Below are 17,392 nucleotides of genomic sequence, written 5' to 3'. Positions count from 1 at the left end.
TTCGTTGGCAGTACGACGCCGCATCTCACCTGAGGATGGTCAGTTCGCCGTAAGCCAGTGGTTGCGCGCGCGAGAAAGCGGCCAAACGCTTCCGCGTCCGGCCGTCGCCATGGCCGTGCGTTACTTGCTGGAAGAGCTCGCCGAGCGCGCGCCCGGGAACTCCGTGGAGGTTCGCGTCCCACCCTTTGGCGTCACGCAATGCATCGAAGGCCCGCGCCATACCCGCGGAACCCCACCCAACGTCGTCGAAATGGACGCCGAAACCTGGCTGGAACTGGCTACGGGGCACCAAGACTGGAGCGGCGCCGTCGTACTAGGAAAAGTGAGCGCCTCCGGGCTGCGAGCGGATCTGGCCGCCCTCCTACCCCTCTAATGCCGTCAAACTCACGTTTTTTGGCAGTCACTAAGGAGAGCTCGCGAAGTGGTTGCGGGTACCCTTATTGCATGTCTTCTCCCGCAAAGATCGATGTCAATGTTCGCTTGTCCCCCAAGTTCTGGCCGTTCCTCGTGGGCGGCGCACTGTTGGGCGTACTTGCTGCACTCATCGTGACCTTGGGATTCAACAGCACCACAGATGAGTTCACCGACCAATCCATCTTTGGCTACTTCGCAATCATCTTGGGAATGATCGGGGCCGGCCTCGGATCCATCATCTACCTCATCCTGGACCGCGTCTTGGCACGAAAGTCCACGCGACTCACAGCCGTCGAAATCGACGAAAACTAGTTCCCCCTTTTCCACCCAGTTATTGCGCGGGATTCATACCTGCGAAGAATGAGAGAATAGTCCCCATGGCACGCGGTGATGGCTTACTTTCGCACGATCTACTTCCCGGTGAAAAGGGACCACAGGATGAATGTGGTGTCTTCGGTGTTTGGGCTCCCGGAGAGGAAGTAGCCAAGCTCGCTTACTACGGCCTCTACTCGCTCCAGCACCGAGGCCAAGAATCCGCTGGTATTGCCACGAGCGACGGCCAGCGCATCAGTGTTTACAAGGACATGGGCCTGGTGTCTCAGGTCTTTGATGAGAACACTCTCAACGCTCTGACGGGCCACATGGCCGTGGGCCACTGCCGTTACTCCACTACCGGCGCAAGCCACTGGGCCAACGCGCAGCCGACGTTGGGCGCCACGATCGACGGCACCGTCGCCCTCGCACACAACGGCAACCTCATCAACACCGCCGAGCTCATGGGCATGGTCACCGACGAACAGGGCTCCAGCCCACGCGGTGAAATCGCTCAGGGCAACACCACGGACACCGCTCTGGTGACCGCGCTGCTCAAGGGTGAAGCCTCCAAGACCTTTGAAGAGACCGCGCTCGAGCTGCTTCCTAAGCTTCGCGGCGCATTCTGCTTTGTGTTCATGAATGAGACCACCCTGTACGCGGCGCGCGACACCTATGGCGTGCGCCCTTTGGTCCTGGGACGTCTTGAAAGCGGATGGGTAGTTGCCTCTGAGCAAGCCGGTCTCGCAACCGTGGGCGCAAGCTTCATCCGTGAGATCGAGCCGGGCGAAATGATCGCCATCGACGAAAACGGCGTTCGCTCCACGCACTTCGGCGCTCCAACGCCTGCCGGTTGCGTCTTCGAGTACGTGTACCTGGCCCGCCCGGACGCCACCATCAACGCGCGCTCCGTCTACGAATCCCGTGTGGAGATGGGCCGCCAGCTGGCTCGCGAAAACTCCGCCGAAGGTGACATTGTCATCCCTGTTCCCGAGTCCGGAACCCCCGCCGCCATTGGCTACGCGGAAGAATCCGGCATCCCGTTTGCGCACGGCTTCGTCAAGAACGCCTACGTGGGACGCACGTTCATCCAGCCATCACAGACGCTGCGCCAGTTGGGTATTCGATTGAAGCTCAACGCTTTGGAGCCCGTAATTAAGGGCAAGCGCGTGATTGTGGTGGATGACTCGATTGTTCGCGGCAACACCCAGCGCGCCATTGTGCGCATGCTGCGGGAAGTTGGCGCAGCCGCGGTTCACGTCAAGATTTCCTCCCCACCTGTGAAGTGGCCTTGCTTCTACGGCATCGACTTCGCCTCGCGTGCGGAGCTCATCGCCAACGGCGCTACCATCGCCGAGATCACGCAGTCCATCGGCGCTGATTCCCTCGCGTATATCTCCGAGGACGGCATGATTGCCGCTACCCAGCAGCCGCGCGAACGCTTGTGCACCGCGTGCTTCACGGGTAAGTACCCCATCGAGTTGCCGAACAAGGACCGACTCGGCAAGGACTTGTTGGAGCGTTCCATCGCTTCCTCCGCAGCATCTTCCGCTGTTTCTTCCGCTCCGGCTGCTGGACCAGCGTCTGATGTAGCCGAAATCACCTCCATCATCTCCGCCGAAGAGTCGGCCAAGATGGACGCCTACGAAGGCGGTTGCGATCCCGGCCCAGACGCCGAGTTCGAAGCAGATCTCACCCCTCAAGACCGCGAGCCCATCAAGGCCGCAACCACCGCTCCGGAAGGATCCCAAGCATGACGTCAGAGGTACCACAGGGCATCACGTACGCCTCCGCCGGAGTTGACGTAGAAGCCGGCGATCGCGCCGTTGAACTCATGAAGGGCGCCATCAAGGCCACCCACAATTCCTCCGTCATTGGCGGAGTGGGCGGCTTCGCTGGCCTCTATGACGCTTCCGCGCTCTTGAAGTACCGTCGTCCGCTCTTGGTTACCTCCACTGATGGTGTGGGCACCAAGGTGGCGATTGCTCAGGCTTTGGACAAGCACGACACGATTGGCTTTGACCTCGTGGGAATGGTCGTCGATGACATCGTTGTGGTGGGTGCTGAGCCGCTCTTCATGACCGACTACATCGCTTGCGGCAAGGTTGTTCCCGAGCGCATCGCGGCTATCGTCAGCGGCATCGCAGCAGCTTGCCAAGAAGCCGGTACGGCTCTGGTGGGTGGCGAGACCGCTGAGCACCCTGGATTGTTGGGCGAGCACGAGTACGACGTCGCTGGCGCGGCTACCGGCCTCGTTGAAGCTGATCAGGTCCTTGGCCCGGACCGTGTCCGTCCAGGTGACGTAGTCATCGCCATGGCGTCTAGCGGTATCCACTCCAACGGTTACTCCCTGGTCCGTCGCGTCATCAACCACGCTGGTTGGGCGCTCGACCGTGAAGTCAGCGAACTCGGCCGTACCCTCGGCGAAGAGTTGCTTGAACCTACCAAGGTTTATGCAGGCGACTGCCTTGATCTGATCCGCCACCTCAACGGCGCGCAGCCTTCGCCGGATCCGGCATTGGCACCACTGCACGGTTTGAGCCACATCACCGGTGGCGGCCTTGCCGCTAACTTGGCACGTGTGCTTCCTGCCGGTTTGGTAGCCAACGTGGATCGCTCCACGTGGGCGTTGCCGCCTGTCTTCTCTTTGATCTCTCAGCTCGGCGCTGTGCCACTGCACGACCTCGAGCGCACGCTCAACTTGGGCGTGGGCATGGTTGCCATCGTTGACCCTGTAGCAGCTGACGCCACCATCGCGCGTTTGGCGGCCCGCGGCGTGACCGCGTGGGTCATGGGCTCCGTAGAGACCCTCGACGCCACGAAGGCTGCGTCCTTCGAGCACCTGCACCCACTTGACGTGGTCCAGGGCGCCAAGGGCGTAGACGGCGGCACCGTGGTCATGCAGAGCGCTTACGCTCTCGCATAAGGACTCTTCTAGAAACGCATTCGTCCCTGGACTTGCAGTTTCGTGGTTTTTTCACCCACGAAACTGCAAGTCCAGGGACGTTTCTTTTGTGCGCTGACGTTGATCGAAAATCCACCCACCCATGCGAGGCCACTTCGCTACAACTCGGCCTCTGTGAGAACACTTTGCGACGAGGAAACTCGAAAAAGTTGTAGAAATTTGGCCGCGCATGGGGGTGGAAACGCTTCGGGTGGAGCTAAGAGCATGGGGCGTCTGCGCCTTGTGGCCAGATGGATTCGAGAAGGCCAGCGGGACTAGCTCGTCGGGAGCTTGATGGAGAGGGCGTCCAGGACCTGTTGCATCGCGGGGGCTACCTGGGTTCGCCAGAGGTAGGTGGCTTTGACGTCGCCGCGGCCAGGGCCGCCGTTGATGATGCCGATCTTCCGCTCAGCCTTCTCAGCATCCAGCACAAATTTGTAGCCGCTCATCACGGCCAAGGATGAACCCACCACCAAGAGCGCGGTGCTTTGCTCTTCGAGTTCTTTGACTTGCTGCTTGCGGGCTTTGGGAACGGATTCGCCAAAGTAGACCACGTTGGGTTTGAGCTCCGTAGAGCCACACACCAAGCAAGAGATCATGTGGAACGCAGCAACGTGCTCATCAGAGAGAGCCACGTCGCCGTCAGGATTAACCGCCAACGGATCCAGATTGATGCGTTCGAGGTATCCCGGGTTGGCGCTTTCGAGTCGTTCATCGAAGGCTACGCGGTCCTCGACGGCGCCACAGTTCAGGCACTCCACCATGGAGAGATCGCCGTGCAGCGGAATGAGAGTTTTTGTTCCGGTATCGAGGTGCAGGCCGTCCACGTTCTGAGTTACGACGCCGCTCACGAAGCCGCGCTCTTCAAGGGCAGCGATGGCGTAGTGAACGAAGTTCGGTTGGGCTTTAGCCACATGCCGCCAGCCCACAAAGGATCGCGCCCAGTACCTGTGACGGGCAGCGGGATCATTCATGAACTCTTGGTACGTCATAGGACGGTGACGTTTGAGCGAACCGTTGGGTCCGCGATAGTCAGGAATTCCAGAGTCGGTGGAAACGCCGGCACCAGTTAGCACCAAAACGCGCTTTCGCTCGAGCATTTCAACAATTCCCTCCAAGGCCCACGATGGATCGTGTGCTGTGGTGGTCTCGTGAACTACTCGAGCGATTGAGCGTAATGCGGCTTGATGGCCGGAACCCAAGAATGGATCGTTGGGGTTACTAAAGGCGGACATCAGCCAATTCGACGGGTGTCATCCTCGTCGTCATAGTTGGCGTATTTGTCCTCATACGTCGAGTAGTCATCCTCGTCGTAATCGTCTTTTGCGACAGGAGTGACATTGCGGTTGCTCGTGGTGCGAGCTCCCCCAAGTTCACGCTCCAGTGCAGTCAGGTCAGTAGCCGGGGAGTAGTACTTAATGTCCCGGGCTTGACGCGTAGCTTTCGCCTTCTGACGGCCGCGCCCCATGGCGTGACCCCCTTTTTTTCTCGATCCGGAGGTGGTCCCCCGGCTGTGCGGGAGAGGCCCCGGAAGAACTGATCAATTCTTTCGTAGGTAAAGGTTAACACGTTTACCCCTTAATTGCCGCTTTTGACACCAGCAACGACCCTCGTCAGAGCCCATGCCACCAAGCCCACACACTGCCGCCTTGCCCCGTCACGTAAAGTGGAAGAGAAACCATTTCACTCGATTCCGGATGAAAAGTGAACAACGAATCTCCCGAACCACAGCAAACTCCTGCCAACGGTAAGCCAGAACTCAGCAACGAGATCTTCGATATCGCCAATCAACCCCATGAGGTAGAGCCCGAAACTTCGGACACTCCGCCAAGCAGCGGGTGGACTGGCAAGCGAATCGTTGCCCTTGTGGCAGCACTCGTGGTGGTCGCGCTCATTGCGATCGGCATCTTCAACGTCTGGAACAATTCAGCAAATACGACGGCGGAAGAGCCCACCGTCTCCCGCAGCGCCACCCCCGGAATTGATGGCATCATCGCCAAGAACGTTCCCGCCAATCAGCTCCGGCTGGGAGATTGTGTCCGCGGATTCACCGGACCCCTCGACAAAGCCACCGTGGTCACGTGCACCACGGACCACAACGCGCAGTTGATCGGCCTTCCGAAGCTTGAGAACCAGCCGGAAGAGTACCCCGGCAGTGAAAACGTCAGCGCCTCCGGACTCGATGCGTGCAAGGCCATCACCCTGAACGTCGCCTCACTAGGAACCGCCGACTGGCGCTACGAGTACAGCCGCCCTTCGAAAGACTCCTGGGCTGACGGCGACCGTGAGATCGTCTGCTTCTTGAAGTCCGAGGGATCAACCACCAAGACCTCTCTCTTGCCCCTCAACTCGTCCGCAGCTGCCAGCGTAACCGGGGCTGCGTCGTCGTCCTCTGCGAAGAAATCCGGAACGTCCAGCAGCAAAGCAAGTAGTAGTAAAGCAAGCAGCAGCGCGAAGGATTAAGCACCCCTAAGCGCAAGAAGAGCGTTTGCCCGGACAACATGCCGGACAAACGCTCTTCTTTTTTGCCTGCGCTGCTGAGCGCTACTGAGCAGCCTGCGTGGCCTGAACAGCCTGCGAGCCAGTGACGGTCAGCCCGTCGCCGTTCTCGTTGACGCCCACCAGAACCTTGTCGCCGTCGCGGATTTCGCCGGACAGCAAGGCCTTCGCCAAGCGGTCGCCGATCTCACGCTGCACCAAGCGGCGCAACGGCCGCGCGCCGTACGCGGGATCGTAGCCGGTGAACGCGAGCCAATCGGAGGCGCCACCTGTGACCTCGAGGGTCAAGCGGCGGCTCGCCAGGCGGTCACTCAAGAGCTTCACTTGCAGCGTCACGATGTGGCTCAAGTCCTCGAGGGAGAGCGGATCAAACATGATGACGTCGTCGAGTCGGTTCAAGAACTCCGGCTTGAAGGACGCGTTCACCACGGCCATGACCGCGTTCTTCTTAGCCTCACCATCCAGCGTCTGATCCACCAAGAACTGGCTGCCCAGGTTGGAGGTCAGCACCAGGATGACGTTGCGGAAGTCCACGGTGCGGCCTTGGCCATCGGTCAAGCGGCCGTCGTCGAGGACCTGTAAGAGGATGTCGAAGACCTCTGGGTGAGCCTTCTCCACTTCGTCTAGAAGCACTACAGAGTAGGGACGACGACGCACGGCTTCCGTCAGTTGGCCGCCCTCGTCATAGCCCACGTACCCCGGAGGGGCACCGACCAATCGCGAGACGCTGTGCTTTTCGCTGTACTCGGACATGTCGATGCGGACCATGGCACGGTCATCATCGAAGAGGAAGTCCGCGAGCGCTTTCGCGAGTTCCGTCTTACCCACGCCGGTGGGGCCGAGGAACAGGAAGGAACCGGTGGGACGGTTGGGGTCGCTGATGCCAGCGCGGGCGCGCCGGACGGCGTCGGAGACCGCCTCAACAGCGGCCTTCTGACCAATCAACCGCTCACCCAAGTGCTGTTCCATGGTCAGCAGCTTCTCGGACTCGCCCATGAGCATGCGGCCAGCCGGAATGCCGGTCCACGCCTGGATCACTTCGGCGATGTCGTCCGCGGTGACCTCTTCGGAGACCATGAGTTCGGTAGGAACATCGGAGGCCTCTTCGGCTTGAGCTGCAGCGAGTTGCTTCTCGAGCGTCGGGATTTCGCCGTAGAGCAAGCGCGAAGCCTTCTCCAGTTCTCCGTCGCGCTGGAACTTCTCCGCTTGGGAGCGTAGTTCGTCCAGCTGCACCTTGAGATCGCCCACCATGTTCAGGCCGGCCTTCTCAGATTCCCAACGGGCGTTGAGCGAATCCAGCTCTTCCTTCTTGTTGGCCATTTCTTCGCGAAGGGCCGCCAAGCGTTCCACGGAGGATGGGTCCGTTTCACCTTCGAGGGCGAGCTCTTCCATGGTCAGTCGGTCCACGGCACGGCGGAGCTGGTCGATTTCCTCCGGAGCGGAGTCAATCTCCATGCGCAGTCGAGACGCGGCCTCGTCCACGAGGTCAATGGCCTTATCCGGGAGCTGACGCCCCGAAATGTAACGGTCAGAAAGAGACGCTGCCGCCACCAGCGCGGAGTCCGCGATGGACACCTTGTGGTGTGCTTCGTAGCGTTCCTTGAGTCCACGCAGGATTGCGATGGTGTCATCCACGCTCGGCTCCCCCACGTACACCTGCTGGAAACGGCGCTCAAGCGCCGGATCCTTCTCGATGTTCTCTCGGTACTCGTCCAAAGTGGTGGCACCGATGAGTCGGAGCTCGCCGCGGGCCAGCATGGGCTTAAGCATGTTGCCCGCGTCCATGGCGCCTTCGGAAGCGCCTGCGCCCACCACGGTGTGGATCTCGTCGATGAACGTGACGATCTGCCCGTCGGAGGACTTGATCTCTTCAAGGACGGCCTTGAGGCGTTCCTCGAATTCGCCGCGGTACTTAGCACCGGCGATCATCGAACCCAGATCAAGGCTGATCAAGGTTTTGCCGCGCAGCGACTCGGGGACGTCGCCAGCGACCATGCGCTGGGCGAGTCCTTCCACCACCGCAGTCTTACCAACGCCGGGCTCACCGATGAGCACGGGGTTGTTCTTGGTGCGGCGCGAGAGCACTTGCACCACGCGGCGGATTTCCTGGTCGCGGCCAATGACCGGGTCCAGTTTGCCACCGCGGGCGATGGACGTCAGGTCGGTGCCGAACTTTTCGAGGGCTTGGAAGGTGTTTTCCGGGTCCGGGTTGTCTACTTTGCGGTCTCCGCGGATGCCGGGCAGCGCGGCGTTGAGCGCGTCGGCCGTGGCACCGGAGTTCCGGAGCGCTTCGCCGGCTTTGCCGTTGTCAGCGGCCAGTCCGATGATGAGGTGCTCGGTGGACACGTAGGTGTCCCCGTAGCGCTCGGCGGCTTGCTGCGCGGCCTGAACGACCTGCAGAAGTCCACGCGAGAATTGCGCTTGGGCCACGGACGTTCCCGAGGATGCGGGCAGCGACTTGATGGCGGCGCTGGCTTGCGAGGAAACCACGTCCGGTTCTACGCCGGCGGCCTTGAGGAGGGCGACGGCGACGGATTCGCGCTGGTCCATGAGTGCTTTGAGCAAGTGCGCGGGCTCCACTTGCGGATTTCCGGCGGTGGATGCATTCATCCCCGCCGCGGAAAGAGCTTCTTGGCTCTTGGTGGTGAATTTGGTGTCCACTAGTTTGGGTGTCCTTTCTGGTTGCGTTGCGTCAGTCAGTACGACGACGCCGCTCACCACACGTTCTAAACTTGAGTCTACTTCACTCAACTATGGAGCGGCTAGGTTTGTTCCCTGTGAGCGAAGGATTTTTTGGAAGGTTTTCGGGGAAAACAAAAGGTGGGGCCGATGCTCGCCCGAAAGCGTTCATATGCCCCACCTGATGTGGAAAAACCTAGAGTGCGATAGCTCTTGTCAGCTAGCCCTCTTTGACTGCGGAAAGTTCAAATTCCAGCGAGATGCGCTCGGAAACCAAGACGCCTCCCTGGTCCAGTGCCACGTTCCATTCGAGTCCGAAGTCGCGGCGATCAATGCGGCGCGAGCCTTCGAAGCCTGCGCGCAAGGATCCGTTCTGGTCCTTCTGAATGCCCGTGAGTTCGAGCGGTACGGTCACTGGCTTGGTGACGCCACGGATGGTCAGGTCACCGGAGACGATGAACGAGTTCTCATCCACCTGGTCAACGTTGGTGCTGACGAACGTGATGTAGGGGTGCGTCTGCGCATCGAAGAAGTCGTTGGTGCGCAGGTGGTTGTCGCGGTCGGCGTTACGCGTATCAATGCTCTCAACGCGAACTTTGAAGTCCACTTTGGTGTTGGAGATGTTCTGCGCGTCCAGTTCAATCCGCCCTTGGACGTCATTGAATGCGCCGCGAACCTTCGTCACCATGGCATGGCGAGCCTGAAAGCCCACACGGGAGTGGGAAGGGTCCAAGTTCCATACGCCACTGAGGCTTGAATCAAGATCCGTCATGTCTCTTGCCTTTCTGTTGGCGCGGGCGTCCCAACGGCAAGGTGCCAAGTAGTGCTCGCGACTTAATTACGGCTTTTCTCAGAATAGCCGTAATTGTTCGAGTGAAGATAACAATTTCTTGCTTTGTGTTTCGTTGGCTTACGACGACGCCGCAGCGGCTTCCTCAATAACGGCAATTTCCAGCTTCCTCATTTTCATGAACGCATCCATGATTCGTTGCTGGGACGCCAGATCGGAGGTAGTCATGAGTTCCTCCAACCGTTCGGGGACAATCTGCCACGAGAAGCCGTATTTGTCCTTGAGCCACCCGCACATGGACTCCGCGCCACCGTCGGCCGTCATGGCGTCCCAGTAGTAATCCACTTCCGCCTGATCCTTGCAGGACACCACAAAAGAGACCGCCTCGTTGGGCCTAAAGTGCGGGCCACCGTTGAGGGCCTGAAACGCTTGGCCGTTGATCGTGAAGTTGATCAGCAGCGGCTCGTTGCCGGCTTCCTTCGGAGCGTCCAGCGACGCCATGAGCGTGGAGGAAGAGGAATTCGGGAACAGCTCCGTGTAGAAGCGCACGGCTTCCGAGGCGTTGCCGTCAAACCAGAGGCAGGTTGCCAGTGCTTTCATGATGTCTTCCGTTCCGTACTGATTTTCAGGTACTTGGAGTGTGTTGCTCGGTCTGAGGCCAAACGGGTGTGGGGTTTAGCGGCTGTAGTGCTCGTAGCGCGGGTACAGCGAATCGCTCGGCACAATCACTTTGCCCAGCGGCACCAAGGACACGGGGATGAGCTTGAGGTTCGCGATGCCCAGCGGGATGCCAATAATGCTGACAAACATCGGGATGGCGGTCAGGATGTGGCCCAGTGCAATCCACCAGCCGGCCACGATGATCCACAGGACGTTGCCGATCGTGGAGAAAGGTGCCGGTGCGGGGCCACGATCAACGATGGTTTGCCCGAATGGCCACAGCGCGTACAGCCCAATGCGGAAGGAAGCAATGCCGAAGGGGATGGTCACAATCAGAATGCAGCAGATAATTCCGGCCACGAAATAGCCGAGTGCCAGCCACAATCCACCGAAGAGCAACCAGATGACGTTCAGGACAGTACTTAACAGGCCATTTCTCATATCTCCATCTAATCCCAAACAGCGCGCTCAAGATACCCCGCGAAACCCTGAAAGTTACCCTGAAATTCCCTCCGAGGAACGCGGCGTGGGAGACAACAGTTAGATAACAATTGATCCAAACCCCCTCGAAAGTGCCCTGAGTGGGAGCGCGCGCGGAGCAGACTAAGAAGTATGCGTCGCCCCGTCCAATGGTTCAGCCAAGCCCGAAAGCACTCCACCCGACCCGCCGCCTGGATGCTGGCAGGTGTCGCTTCAAGCGCCTTGATCCTGACCTCGTGCACGGCGCCAACCTCGACGGACAATACTGCTGACAGCAGCAGCAACAGCGACTCTGCCGCCATCACCACGCCGGTTCCCATTGCCACCGCGCCCGGCGCCCCGGAGACAACGCTGTCTTCCACCGCGAACGCCGAGCTGAACACAGAAAGCGCCTCCCTCAACGACGCGCGGGTGTTCTATCGGTGGTTCAGCATGGCCGGTCACGCCGAGCTCTCCGAAGCGCAGCTCAGGGTGATCGAAGAGTGGATTTCGGGGTACCAAGAAGCCCGCGGTGAGGGCGATGACTCCGGCGTCGCCACCGCTGAACTCAACGTCCAGCCCGTCCTCACGGCTTCCACCGAGGAAGCCATTGGCATTCGACTCGAAGCCTACGAATTCCTAGGGGCTTCCGGCGCCGCGAGCTATCACACGCTCTGGTACTTGCCGCAAGAACACCAGGCTCTAGAGACCAAAGACCTCTTCACGGATGACGCCGCGTGGGCCAAGCTTCTTGAACTCGCCAAGACCGCACTCTCCAAGCACCCCGATGTCTTTCCGGACGCTCTTGCCGACGTCGATGAGACCTACCTGGATTCGCTGAACTTCGACTCCGCCGGAAACGGCCTACTCGAGTTTGATGAATACACCGTGGCCGCGGGAGCCGTCGGTGCACCGGTCATCACTATCGCCGCCGCGGATCTTGAGCCGCTCTTGAATGAGGCGGGCAAAAAGGTGCGCACCGCGGGAATGAGCGCGGAAACCTCTACGCAAGCTGCGTCGTCGTCCTCTGTGGTCAGCAGTGAAGCCCCCGGAACCGTGACCGCTCCGCCGGACGCGGCCGCCCCGCCAAGCCAGTCCAGCGTGGATTGCGCGGTGACCAAGTGCATCGCGCTCACGTTTGACGACGGCCCGGGCCCGTACACGAAGCAACTGCTGGATACGCTGGGCGAATACAACGCGAAGGCCACGTTTTTCGTGGTGGGTTCCAACGTGGACCGGTACACCGAGACGCTGATGCGCGAGGCCGCCGAGGGGCATGAGATCGGCAATCACACATGGAGCCACCGATCCTTGCCCACGCTCAGCGAGGACGGGGTCAGCGATGAGCTGGAGAGCACCTCGGACGCCATTTCCAACGTGCTGGGCTACGCACCGCAGCTCGTGCGGCCGCCGTACGGCGCGACAAGTCCTACGGTCAACCAGCTCACACACAGCCCCGTGGTGTTGTGGGACGTGGACACGCTGGATTGGAAGTCGCGCAACGCGGCCGCCGTGGTGGATGAGGCGGTCACCGGCGCCCACGCGGGGGCGATTGTGCTGATGCATGACATTCACTCAAGCACCGTGAACGCCGTCCCCGAGATTCTCAAGCAACTGAGCGCGCAGGGCTACCAGTTCGTCACGGTCTCGCAGCTGCTTGCATCCAAAAATCCCGCCGCCGGCGTGGTGTACAGCACGGGGCCGGCACCAAAATAGCGCGCGGTTGCCGTCAGAAGTTCACTAAGCTTGACGCATGACTTTTGAGGGTGACGCAACTCCGTCGAGCAAGTTCGATTCCGATCTCTACCGTTCGGAGCCAGTGTCTTTCGTGCGCCGCGGCACGCGTCTGCAGGGCCGCCGCCTCAGCGCGTGGGAAAAATACGCGGACCAGTTCCTCATTGAGGTGCCGCGGCATATTGCGGACACTTCGGTCAGCAAGGATTTTGATTTCGACGACGCAGCTCACTTCGGGCGGACCGCTCCCCTCGTGATTGAGGTCGGGTCAGGGCTGGGCGAAGCGATGGTGGCTCGGGCTGCGGAAGAGCCGGAGCGGAACTTCTTGGCCGTCGAGGTGTACCGGCCAGGTCTTGCACAGCTCATGCTCAAGGCCGGGACGGCCGGGCTGACGAACGTGCGGTGCGTTCAGGCGAACGCACCCGAGGTGTTTGATGTGTTGGACGACGGCAGCGTGGACGAAGTCTGGGTGTTCTTCCCGGACCCGTGGCACAAGGCCCGCCACAACAAGCGCCGCCTGGTCAACGATGCCTTCGCGGCCCGCGTGGCCCGCGTGCTACGCCCCGGTGGGCTGTGGCGACTCGCCACGGACTGGGACGAATACGCCGATCAGATACTCGAGGTCCTGACGAACTCCCCCGATTTTGAGAACTTGCACGAGTCTTGGGCGCCTCGCTTCGAAGGCCGCATTGTCACGAGCTTCGAAACCAAGGCGCACAAGGCTGGGCGCACCATTCACGATCTAACGTTCCGGCGCGTGGAGGCTTAGCGTTCGATCGCTAGCGGGCCGTAGAACCAATCCGGACGACGCGGCGCGGGCCGGTAGGTGTTGGGCATCGTGACCACTTCGCCGGCCATTCCGGCGGCGAAAATGCGTGCGAGTTCCTCGGCGGGACGGCGGTCGATGCGCAGTTCTTGCACTTCCACCATGAGCTCGCGTACCCGTGAGCGCAGGGCGTCCACTTGGTTTTCTAGCTCCAAGATGCGGCGGATCCCTTCGAGGGAAACCCCGTCCTTGGACAGGCTCTGCACTTCGCGCAACGTCTCCACATCGTGGCGCGAGTAGCGCCGCTGCCGGCCGCCCTGCCTCGAGGGCGAGACCAAACCCATGCGGTCGTATTGCCGCAGGGTTTGGGGGTGCATGTCGGCTAGCTCGGCAGCAACGCTGATGACGTAGATCGGCGTGTGCTTATCCATCATGGCCGCCTCCTACAGTTTCGCTTTGTCAGAAAGTGACTCGCGAGGATTCGCATCCTTGGTTGCTTCTGCGAACGCTTCAATGGCTGCGCGAGCTTCATCGTTGAGGTTCTGTGGAACCGCAACATCGAGCACTACCAGCAAATCGCCGGTGACCTTGGACGTCTTCACGCCGCGGCCCTTCAAGCGAAGGACTCGGCCGGAGCTGGTGCCCGGAGCCACCTTCACCTTGACCACCTCACCGGTCAGCGTGGGTACCTCGATGGTTCCGCCGAGGGCTGCCTCGCTGAAAGTGATGGGCACGTGGATGCGCAGGTTGTTGTCTTCGCGCTTGAAGAACGGGTGAGGCGTGACGTTGACGGTGATGATGAGGTCACCATTGCCAGCAGCGCCGGACTCGCCCTTGCCTTGGCGGCGGACTTTCTGCCCGTCCTTGATTCCGGCGGGAATCTTCACATCGAAAGTTTCGCCGCTGTTCTCGCGGAAGGACACCGTGGTGCCGTTGATGGATCCTTCAAAGGAGATGGTGGTGGAGGCGGTGCGGTCGCGACCCTTGGTGGGGGCTTGCTGACCGAATCCGCCGCCGCCTCCGAAGAGATCCGCGAATTCTGGTGGGACGCCTCCGCCGGGGAAGCCGGTTCCGCCGGTGGAGTAGGAAGTACGACGACGCCCTCCCCCACCTCCGCCGAAGATGTCACCAAAGATGTCCTCAAATCCGCCGGTTCCTGCGGTTCCGCCGGCGCCCGGCGCTTGGAAGCGAGCGCCTGATCCCATGGCGCGGATGGCGTCATACTGTTGGCGCTCTTCCGGGTCTGAGAGCACGGCGTTGGCTTCGGTGATGTCCTTGAACTTCGCCTCTGCCTCCGCGTTACCTTCGTTGGTATCCGGGTGGTATTTGCGGGCGAGTTTTCGGTACGCCTTCTTGATGTCAGCTGCGCTGGCGTCCTTGGAGACGCCCAGCACCGCGTAGAAGTCCTTCTCTACCCAATCCTGGCTGGCCACAAGGCGCCTCCTTTCAAATCAATGTGTAAGTGTATGAGTTTTGTGTTTCAGGTATTTCTTGTGAAATAAGACTGCTCAAAAGAAGTGTGGTGGGGGCCGAGTATCTCAGCCCCCACCTCTTCATCATGCGTTATTCAGCCGGTCCCGTGGAGACGACCACCTGTGCGGCGCGAACCACGCGTTCCTTGAACTGGTAACCGCTCCGCAGCACCATGGCTACGTGATCGGCAGGAACCTCGTCATTGGGCTGCTGCATAAGAGCTTCATGAACGGTGGGGTCAAAAGCGACTCCCACTTCGTTGATGCGCTCAAATCCAGCGTTCGCAATGATCTGATCCAGCTTGTTGGCGATGGACGCAAACGGTCCCTCGGTCAAGTCGCCTGCTGCTCGGGCTGCGTCGAGGTCATCGAGCACGGGGAGCAACTGGGACAAGGTGGAGCGAGTGGCATCGTGGCGAGCTACGTCACGATCGCGCTCCACACGCTTGCGGTAGTTGACGTATTCGGCCTGCAACCGCAGAAGATCCGTCCGGAGCTCCGCTTCGCGGGTGTTGGCGTCTTCGTCAGAACCTGACTCGGCACCATCCGTGGAAGCGTTGTTGAGGATGTCTTCGGCCTGCTTGAGCGCATCATCGGTGTCATGCGCTTCGCCTGCCGGGGAGACCTCTTCGTGAGCGTTTCCGGACTGGGGGCTGTCCGCGGCGGATTCACCGCGGACAGCCCCGGTCTCGGGATCGATCTTGCGCTTATCCGTGAAGCGCACCGGCTCCTCGGCCTCGTGTTCGAACTCGTTGCCGTGGTGCGGCATCAGATCAACCCCTCTTACTTCTTCTCGTTGTCAGACTCTTCGTCGATGATTTCAGCATCCACTACGTCCTCTTCAGGTTCCGTCGAAGCAGAAGCGGACTCGCCGCCCTGAGCCGCGGAAGCCTGATCGGAAGCGTAGAGAGCCTCACCGATCTTGAGCTGCGAAGCCTGGAGCTTGTCGAAAGCTTCCTTCACTTCGTCGTCGTTGTCCTGCTTCTCAAGGGCTGCCTTCAAAGCGTCGACGTCGGCCTGAACCTCGGTCTTGACCTCTTCAGGAAGCTTCTCGTCGTTGTCCTTGAGGAGCTTGTCCACCGAGTATGCGGACTGCTCGGCAGCGTTGCGGGTTTCAGCGGCCTCGCGGCGCTTCTTGTCCTCGGCTGCGTGCTCTTCAGCTTCCTTGACCATGCGCTCGATGTCATCCTTCGAAAGCGAAGAACCACCGGTGATGGTCATGGACTGCTCGGTGCCGGTGCCCTTGTCCTTAGCGGAGACGTGCACAATGCCGTTGGCGTCGATGTCGAAAGTGACCTCGATCTGTGGCACACCGCGAGGAGCCGGAGCAATACCGGTCAGCTCGAAGGTACCCAGTGGCTTGTTGTCACGGGTGAACTCGCGCTCGCCCTGGAACACCTGGATGGACACGGATGGCTGGTTGTCATCAGCGGTCGTGAACGTCTCAGAACGCTTGGTAGGAATAGCGGTGTTGCGCTCGATCAACTTGGTCATCACGCCGCCCTTGGTTTCGATACCGAGGGACAGTGGGGTGACGTCGATCAAGAGAACGTCCTTGCGCTCACCCTTCAGGACGCCTGCCTGCAAAGCTGCACCAACGGCAACAACTTCGTCAGGGTTAACGCCCTTGTTAGGCTCCTTGCCGGCCAATTCCTTGACGAGCTCAACCACGGCTGGCATACGGGTGGAACCACCCACGAGGACCACGTGGTCAATGTCAGAAACCGTGATGCCGGCTTCCTTGATGACGTCGTTGAATGGCTTCTTGGTGCGGTCAAGCAAGTCAGCGGTCAGTTCCTGGAACTTTGCACGGGAAAGGTGCTCGTCCAAGTGAACCGGTCCCTCTGGGGTGACCGAGAGGTACTGGAGGGAAATGTTGGTGCTGGTTGCGGAGGAAAGTTCCTTCTTGGCCTGCTCAGCAGCTTCCTTCAAACGCTGAAGGGCGATCTTGTCCTTGGAGAGGTCTGCGCCCTTGGACTTAGCCTGAGCCAAGAGCCAGTCAACAACGCGCTGATCCCAGTCGTCGCCACCGAGGCGGTTGTCACCGGCGGTGGAGCGAACCTGAATGGTGGAGAAGCCGTCGTCGTCCTTGCCAACTTCCAAGAGGGAAACGTCGAACGTTCCGCCACCGAGGTCGAATACCAAGATGAGTTCGTCTTCCTTGCCCTTGTCCAGGCCGTAAGCCAAAGCGGCAGCGGTTGGCTCGTTCACAATACGGAGCACGTTGAGGCCAGCGATTTCGCCAGCTTCCTTCGTGGCCTGACGCTCAGCGTCATTGAAGTATGCAGGAACGGTGATCACAGCGTCCGTGACCTTTTCGCCCAAGTAAGATTCGGCGTCGTGCTTCAGCTTCATCAGCGTACGAGCGGAAATTTCCTGAGCCGTGTACTTCTTGTCATCGATAGCTACGGTCCAGTCAGTGCCCATGTGGCGCTTGACGGAAGCGATGGTGCGGTCGATGTTGTTGACGGCCTGGCGCTTGGCGATGTCGCCTACGAGGACTTCGCCGCCCTTGGAGAATGCAACAACGGAGGGGGTGGTGCGGTTGCCTTCAGCGTTTGCGATAACGGTAGGCTCGCCACCTTCGAGAACGGAAACAACGGAGTTCGTGGTTCCCAAGTCAATGCCAACTGCACGGGACATAGCATTCCTTCTTTCGAGAT

The 17,392-nt window shown here is 60.3% G+C and carries 17 protein-coding genes; 7 read left to right on the top strand and 10 right to left on the bottom strand.

The window, feature by feature from the left end; genetic code table 11:
• Window positions 1-4: 4 nt before the first annotated feature.
• From HD598_RS09865 to purM, 4 genes are all read left to right on the top strand, one after another.
• Complete coding sequence (locus tag HD598_RS09865; protein ID WP_071894840.1) at window positions 5-373, top strand: sterol carrier family protein; 369 nt, start codon at window positions 5-7, stop codon at window positions 371-373.
• Window positions 374-444: 71 nt separating this feature from the next.
• Entirely contained in the window at window positions 445-726 is a 282-nt protein-coding gene (locus HD598_RS09860; protein ID WP_071894839.1) for a hypothetical protein, read from the top strand.
• Between the two features lie 65 nt (window positions 727-791).
• Complete coding sequence (purF, locus tag HD598_RS09855) at window positions 792-2,483, top strand: amidophosphoribosyltransferase (protein WP_183665556.1); 1,692 nt, start codon at window positions 792-794, stop codon at window positions 2,481-2,483.
• On the top strand, window positions 2,480-3,652 hold the full coding sequence (purM, locus tag HD598_RS09850) for a phosphoribosylformylglycinamidine cyclo-ligase (protein ID WP_183665554.1): 1,173 nt from the start codon (window positions 2,480-2,482) through the stop codon (window positions 3,650-3,652). The genes purF and purM overlap by 4 nt, the downstream gene beginning before the upstream one ends.
• A gap of 293 nt (window positions 3,653-3,945) precedes the next feature.
• Here purM and HD598_RS09845 read toward each other — a convergent pair whose 3' ends face one another.
• On the bottom strand, window positions 3,946-4,905 hold the full coding sequence (locus tag HD598_RS09845; RefSeq protein WP_183665552.1) for a Sir2 family NAD-dependent protein deacetylase: 960 nt from the start codon (window positions 4,903-4,905) through the stop codon (window positions 3,946-3,948).
• Window positions 4,905-5,138 carry a DUF3073 domain-containing protein gene (locus HD598_RS09840; protein ID WP_071894835.1) on the bottom strand — a complete coding sequence of 78 codons (234 nt, stop codon included), beginning with the start codon at window positions 5,136-5,138 and terminating at the stop codon, window positions 4,905-4,907. Before HD598_RS09840 ends, HD598_RS09845 begins: the two co-directional genes overlap by 1 nt.
• Before the next feature lie 236 nt (window positions 5,139-5,374).
• Here HD598_RS09840 and HD598_RS13785 point away from each other — a divergent pair, with 236 nt between their 5' ends.
• The gene (locus HD598_RS13785; RefSeq protein WP_183665550.1) at window positions 5,375-6,133 is read left to right on the top strand and encodes a septum formation family protein; all 759 of its coding nucleotides are present in this window, start codon (window positions 5,375-5,377) and stop codon (window positions 6,131-6,133) included.
• 81 nt (window positions 6,134-6,214) lie between these two features.
• Here the strand turns inward: HD598_RS13785 and clpB are convergent, their stop codons facing one another.
• From clpB to HD598_RS09815, 4 genes are all read right to left on the bottom strand, one after another.
• Entirely contained in the window at window positions 6,215-8,830 is a 2,616-nt protein-coding gene (clpB, locus tag HD598_RS09830; protein ID WP_183665548.1) for an ATP-dependent chaperone ClpB, read from the bottom strand.
• A gap of 238 nt (window positions 8,831-9,068) precedes the next feature.
• Window positions 9,069-9,620, bottom strand: a complete 552-nt coding sequence (locus tag HD598_RS09825) for a YceI family protein (protein ID WP_071894832.1) — start codon at window positions 9,618-9,620, stop codon at window positions 9,069-9,071.
• Between the two features lie 138 nt (window positions 9,621-9,758).
• The gene (locus tag HD598_RS09820) at window positions 9,759-10,238 is read right to left on the bottom strand and encodes a VOC family protein (protein WP_183665546.1); all 480 of its coding nucleotides are present in this window, start codon (window positions 10,236-10,238) and stop codon (window positions 9,759-9,761) included.
• A 75-nt stretch (window positions 10,239-10,313) separates the two neighbouring features.
• Complete coding sequence (locus HD598_RS09815) at window positions 10,314-10,739, bottom strand: YccF domain-containing protein (protein WP_071894830.1); 426 nt, start codon at window positions 10,737-10,739, stop codon at window positions 10,314-10,316.
• A gap of 171 nt (window positions 10,740-10,910) precedes the next feature.
• On the opposite strand from HD598_RS09815, the gene HD598_RS09810 reads away from it, so the two are divergent.
• Complete coding sequence (locus HD598_RS09810) at window positions 10,911-12,473, top strand: polysaccharide deacetylase family protein (protein WP_183665544.1); 1,563 nt, start codon at window positions 10,911-10,913, stop codon at window positions 12,471-12,473.
• 37 nt (window positions 12,474-12,510) lie between these two features.
• Complete coding sequence (gene trmB, locus HD598_RS09805; RefSeq protein ID WP_183665542.1) at window positions 12,511-13,260, top strand: tRNA (guanosine(46)-N7)-methyltransferase TrmB; 750 nt, start codon at window positions 12,511-12,513, stop codon at window positions 13,258-13,260.
• Here the strand turns inward: trmB and HD598_RS09800 are convergent.
• From HD598_RS09800 to dnaK, 4 genes are all read right to left on the bottom strand, one after another.
• Complete coding sequence (locus HD598_RS09800; protein WP_409366183.1) at window positions 13,257-13,691, bottom strand: heat shock protein transcriptional repressor HspR; 435 nt, start codon at window positions 13,689-13,691, stop codon at window positions 13,257-13,259. The genes trmB and HD598_RS09800 overlap by 4 nt on opposite strands.
• A gap of 9 nt (window positions 13,692-13,700) precedes the next feature.
• Entirely contained in the window at window positions 13,701-14,690 is a 990-nt protein-coding gene (locus HD598_RS09795; RefSeq protein ID WP_183665540.1) for a DnaJ C-terminal domain-containing protein, read from the bottom strand.
• A gap of 130 nt (window positions 14,691-14,820) precedes the next feature.
• Window positions 14,821-15,498: a nucleotide exchange factor GrpE gene (locus tag HD598_RS09790; RefSeq protein WP_183665538.1), complete on the bottom strand. Its 678-nt coding sequence runs from the start codon at window positions 15,496-15,498 to the stop codon at window positions 14,821-14,823.
• A gap of 14 nt (window positions 15,499-15,512) precedes the next feature.
• Entirely contained in the window at window positions 15,513-17,372 is a 1,860-nt protein-coding gene (gene dnaK / locus HD598_RS09785) for a molecular chaperone DnaK (protein WP_071894825.1), read from the bottom strand.
• Window positions 17,373-17,392 lie beyond the last annotated feature (20 nt).

Source organism: Neomicrococcus aestuarii, from assembly GCF_014201135.1.
Taxonomy (GTDB): Bacteria; Actinomycetota; Actinomycetes; order Actinomycetales; family Micrococcaceae; genus Neomicrococcus; species Neomicrococcus aestuarii.
This window is presented reverse-complemented; position numbering and strand designations above follow the sequence as displayed.

Bases quoted from the DNA above. Each gene is read 5' to 3' on its own strand.
- HD598_RS09825 (WP_071894832.1), bottom strand. From the start codon at position 9,620: ATGACGGATCTTGATTCAAGCCTCAGTGGCGTATGGAACTTGGACCCT.
- dnaK (WP_071894825.1), bottom strand. From the start codon at position 17,372: ATGTCCCGTGCAGTTGGCATTGACTTGGGAACCACGAACTCCGTTGTT.
- HD598_RS09800 (WP_409366183.1), bottom strand. From the start codon at position 13,691: ATGATGGATAAGCACACGCCGATCTACGTCATCAGCGTTGCTGCCGAG.
- HD598_RS09815 (WP_071894830.1), bottom strand. From the start codon at position 10,739: ATGAGAAATGGCCTGTTAAGTACTGTCCTGAACGTCATCTGGTTGCTC.
- HD598_RS09810 (WP_183665544.1), top strand. From the start codon at position 10,911: ATGCGTCGCCCCGTCCAATGGTTCAGCCAAGCCCGAAAGCACTCCACC.
- HD598_RS09860 (WP_071894839.1), top strand. From the start codon at position 445: ATGTCTTCTCCCGCAAAGATCGATGTCAATGTTCGCTTGTCCCCCAAG.
- trmB (WP_183665542.1), top strand. From the start codon at position 12,511: ATGACTTTTGAGGGTGACGCAACTCCGTCGAGCAAGTTCGATTCCGAT.
- purF (WP_183665556.1), top strand. From the start codon at position 792: ATGGCACGCGGTGATGGCTTACTTTCGCACGATCTACTTCCCGGTGAA.
- HD598_RS09790 (WP_183665538.1), bottom strand. From the start codon at position 15,498: ATGCCGCACCACGGCAACGAGTTCGAACACGAGGCCGAGGAGCCGGTG.
- purM (WP_183665554.1), top strand. From the start codon at position 2,480: ATGACGTCAGAGGTACCACAGGGCATCACGTACGCCTCCGCCGGAGTT.
- HD598_RS09820 (WP_183665546.1), bottom strand. From the start codon at position 10,238: ATGAAAGCACTGGCAACCTGCCTCTGGTTTGACGGCAACGCCTCGGAA.
- HD598_RS09845 (WP_183665552.1), bottom strand. From the start codon at position 4,905: ATGTCCGCCTTTAGTAACCCCAACGATCCATTCTTGGGTTCCGGCCAT.
- HD598_RS09840 (WP_071894835.1), bottom strand. From the start codon at position 5,138: ATGGGGCGCGGCCGTCAGAAGGCGAAAGCTACGCGTCAAGCCCGGGAC.